General features: G+C 64.6%; 4 protein-coding genes. All 4 read right to left on the bottom strand.

The annotated features are described in order from the left end of the window. Positions 1 to 892, bottom strand: an 892-nt coding sequence (locus tag EN925_RS27470) for an ATP-dependent helicase (RefSeq protein ID WP_164894424.1), incomplete at its 3' end; no start/stop codon positions are given. Positions 893 to 989: 97 nt separating this feature from the next. Beyond that, positions 990 to 1,163 carry a hypothetical protein gene (locus EN925_RS27465; RefSeq protein ID WP_013532459.1) on the bottom strand — a complete coding sequence of 58 codons (174 nt, stop codon included), beginning with the start codon at positions 1,161 to 1,163 and terminating at the stop codon, positions 990 to 992. Positions 1,164 to 1,556: 393 nt separating this feature from the next. Further along, positions 1,557 to 2,723, bottom strand: coding sequence for a M20 aminoacylase family protein (locus EN925_RS27460; protein ID WP_127370404.1), 1,167 nt, complete (start codon positions 2,721 to 2,723; stop codon positions 1,557 to 1,559). A gap of 33 nt (positions 2,724 to 2,756) precedes the next feature. Next, positions 2,757 to 3,730: Zn-dependent hydrolase (locus EN925_RS27455; RefSeq protein WP_164894423.1), on the bottom strand; the 974-nt coding region annotated here is incomplete at its 5' end.

Here is a 3,730-nt window from a genome sequence, read left to right as displayed (position 1 = left end):
AGTCGAGGATGTTGCGAACCTCGGCGGCGCGGAACGAATAGATCGATTGCGCATCGTCGCCGACCACCGTCAGCCCGGCGCCGTCGGGTTTCAGCGCCATGAGGATCGAAGCCTGCAGGCGATTTGTGTCCTGGTATTCGTCGACCAGCACATGGTCGAAACGCCCGCCCAGATGCGCTGCTATCTCGGGCTCCGCCGCCATCTGCGCCCAGTAGAGCAGCAAATCGTCGTAATCGAGCACGTTTTGCGCCTGCTTGGCCTCGACATAACCGGCGAACAATTCTTTCAGCTGCTCCGCCCAGCCGGCGCACCAGGGAAAGGCGGAACCCAACACCTCGTTGAGCGGCGCCTGCGCGTTGACGGCGCGCGAATAGATGGCAAGGCAAGTGCCCTTGGTGGGGAAGCGCGCTTCCGTCTTCGAGAAGCCGAGCTCGTGGCGGACCAGATTCATCAGGTCGGCGGAATCCTCGCGATCATGGATGGTGAAGGCCGGGTCGAGACCGATCTCCAGCGCATAGTCGCGCAACAGCCGCGCGCCGATGCCGTGAAAGGTGCCGGCCCAGGTCAGCGCATCGGTGATGACGGCTGCATCGCGGCCGAGCACCTCGCCGGCAATACGCTCGACGCGTCTGGCCATTTCGGATGCGGCGCGGCGCGAAAACGTCATCAGCAGGATGCGGCGCGGGTCGGCGCCCTTGACGATCAGATGAGCGACGCGATGCGCCAGCGTGTTGGTCTTGCCAGATCCGGCGCCGGCAATGACCAGCAACGGGCCGGCAATCTGACCGGCGCCGTGCTCGACGGCCTGGCGCTGGGCATCGTTCAGCCGCGCGAGATAGGCAGGCTGGACGGTCGGTTCCCGAAAGGTCGAATCAGCGGTGGCGAGGTTCATCGCCCATCAAGCATCGTTTCTGCTTTGTTCGCAACATCGATACGGGCACACCTAACCCATGCAGGACTGGGGCCGGTCTGAAGAGAAGGGATCGCGGCTAGCGTTGCGGATCGACACCCATGTCGGCCGACTGCCGTCGCAAGGTCTCGCGATCAGGTTGCGACGGCGGCAACAGCAGCGGGTCGACCGTATCGGGCACGTTTTCGACCATCTTCCTGGCGATGCGATAAGTGACATAGGCGAAGGCGCCGGCGACGAGCAGACGGAACATGGTGCAAAACTCCTTTGGAGCAGAACCAACCGTGGAAACAGCCTTTGGTTCCCTTGCCAATCGTCCACGCGCGCAGTCGAAGATGGAGGGCGGTTTCGCCGGCGCTCCCGATGCATTCTCGAGGCAACCGGAGGCGGAACTTGGCCTTTGCGAGGCTCGCGTGCTGCCGCAACCCGCTGTGGCGTCCCGGACGAACTTTTGGAGAAGAAGGCCGGCGCCGCTTGGGAGGAGTGAAGCGCCGGCCAAGCGGATAATTAGGTCCGCCGCACAGTAAGGCTAGCTGAGTCTTTCCCTTGCGTCATCGGAACATTGTTTTTGTTAACAGCGTATCTGCCCGCGACTCTACCCATATCCGGCTCGCGATACGCATGTTTGACAATCGTGACGCCGCGATCATCTCCCGGCCGCGAGCCTTTGCCTGACCAGCGCGACATGGAAATTCGCGCCGAACAACAGCCCCTCATCGTCGAAGTCGTAGCTGGAATTGTGCAGCGGCGCCGAACCCTCGCCATTGCCGAGGAAGGCGAAGCAGCCCGGCACATGGTCGAGGAAGCGGGCGAAATCCTCGGAGGCGGTCATCGGCTCGCGGGCGACGGCGATGTTGCCGGGTTCGAAGACGCCTCTGGCGGCGGCGAATGCGGCATCGACCAGTTCGGCATCGTTGCGCAGCGGCACGAACTCCCTGCTGTACTTGACCTCGGCGGTGACATTATAGGCGGCGGCGATGCCCTCGGCGAGAATGCGCATCTGCCGCTCGATCTCGGCGCTGACCTCGGGACGGAAGCTGCGCGCATCGCCGAGGATGCGGGCAAGACCGGGCAGAGCGTTGCGGGTGCCGTCGGTGATCAGCTCGGTCACCGAAACCACGGATATGTCGGCCGGACTCAGCCGGCGCGAGACGATGGTCTGCAGATTGGTGACCAGCGCGCAGGCCGCGACCAGCGTCTCGTTGCCCGCATGCGGCCGCGCGGCATGGCCGCCGAGCCCCTTGAGCACGATCTCGAAGTTGTCCTCGGCCGACATCATGGGTCCGGCACGGGTCTCGAAATGCCCGATCGGCAGGCCGGGCATATTGTGCAGGCCAAAGATCTCGTCAAAGGGAAAGCGCTGCATCAGCCCATCGTCGAGCATGGCGAGCGCGCCCCTGCCCCATTCCTCGGCCGGCTGGAAGACGAAGCGCACGGTGCCGTCGAAACCGCCCTCACCGGCCAGCAGCTTTGCCGCGCCGAGCAGCATGGTGGTGTGGCCGTCATGGCCGCAGGCATGCATGATGCCGGGATTGCCGGACCGGTAAGATGCGTCCGATTGTTCTGATATGCGCAGCGCATCCATGTCGGCCCTCAGCGCAATCGCCCGGTTGCCGCTGCCGCGCTTCAGCGTGCCGACGACACCGGTGCCGCCGACGCCTTCGGTGACATCGTCCAACCCAAATTCACGCAGTTTGGCGGCGACGAAGGCGGCGGTGCGCTTCTCCTCGAAGCCGAATTCCGGGTGTGCATGCAGATCGCGCCGCCAGAAAATCATCTCCTGCTTCAGCGCGTCGCGATCGAGTTCAGACATTCTTCTGCCCCTTCTGCTTCTGCCCCTTCTGACCTACTTTGCCAGTTGCGCGGCCACATCAAGCAGGATGTTGGCGCCGGCAACAAGCTCTGCGTCATCGGTGTGTTCGCGAGGACTGTGACTGATGCCGCCAACGCTCGGCACGAAGATCATCGCCGCAGGCGCGATACACGCCAGCATCTGCGCGTCGTGGCCGGCGCCTGATGTCATGCGCCTGACCCCGAGGCCACGGCGTTTCGCGGCGGCCTCGATTTGTTCGACGATGCGCAGGTCGAAGATCACCGGTTCGAAGCGGGCCAGTTGCTCGACCGAAACCGTCACGTTCTCAGCGGCGGCAAGCTGCTCGAGATGGGCGGCAAGCGCCGCTTCCGCCGCCTGCAGGCGCTGTTCGTCGGGATCGCGCAGATCGACGGTGAAGACCGCGCGCGAAGGGATGACATTGATGGCATTCGGCTCGAAGCGGATCGTGCCGACGGTGGCGACGGTCGGCGCGTTCGAGGCTTTGGTCCGGTCGAGCAGGAAGGTGATGACCCGGGCGGCGGCGTGGCCGGCATCGTTGCGCATCGACATCGGCGTGGTGCCGGCATGGTTGGCGACGCCGTCGATGGTGATGCGCTGCCAGGAGATGCCTTGCAGATTCTCCACCGCGCCGACCGGCAAGCCTTCGCGCTCCAGCACCGGCCCTTGCTCAATATGCAGTTCGAGATAGGCGTGCGGCGTGAGGAAGCCGGGCTCCCGGTCGCCGGCATAGCCGATGCGGGCAAGCTCCTGACCGAGCACGCTGCCGTCGGTGCCGACGGCCGCCAGCACCGTTTCGGCATCGATGCCGCCGGCGTGGACCAGCGAGCCCATCATGTCGGGTGTGTAGCGTACGCCCTCCTCATTGGTGAAAGCGGCGACCGCGACCGGGCGCGACGGCGAAAAGCCTGTCGCCTTGAGCGTCTCGATCACTTCCAGCCCGGCAAGCACCCCGTAGCAGCCGTCATAAATGCCGGCATCGATGACGG

Origin of the sequence: Mesorhizobium sp. M7A.F.Ca.US.006.04.2.1 (assembly GCF_004022915.1) — a bacterium.
Lineage (GTDB): Bacteria > Pseudomonadota > Alphaproteobacteria > Rhizobiales > Rhizobiaceae > Mesorhizobium > Mesorhizobium ciceri.
Note: the sequence above shows the minus strand (reverse complement) of the source record. Positions and strands in the feature narration are given on the sequence as shown.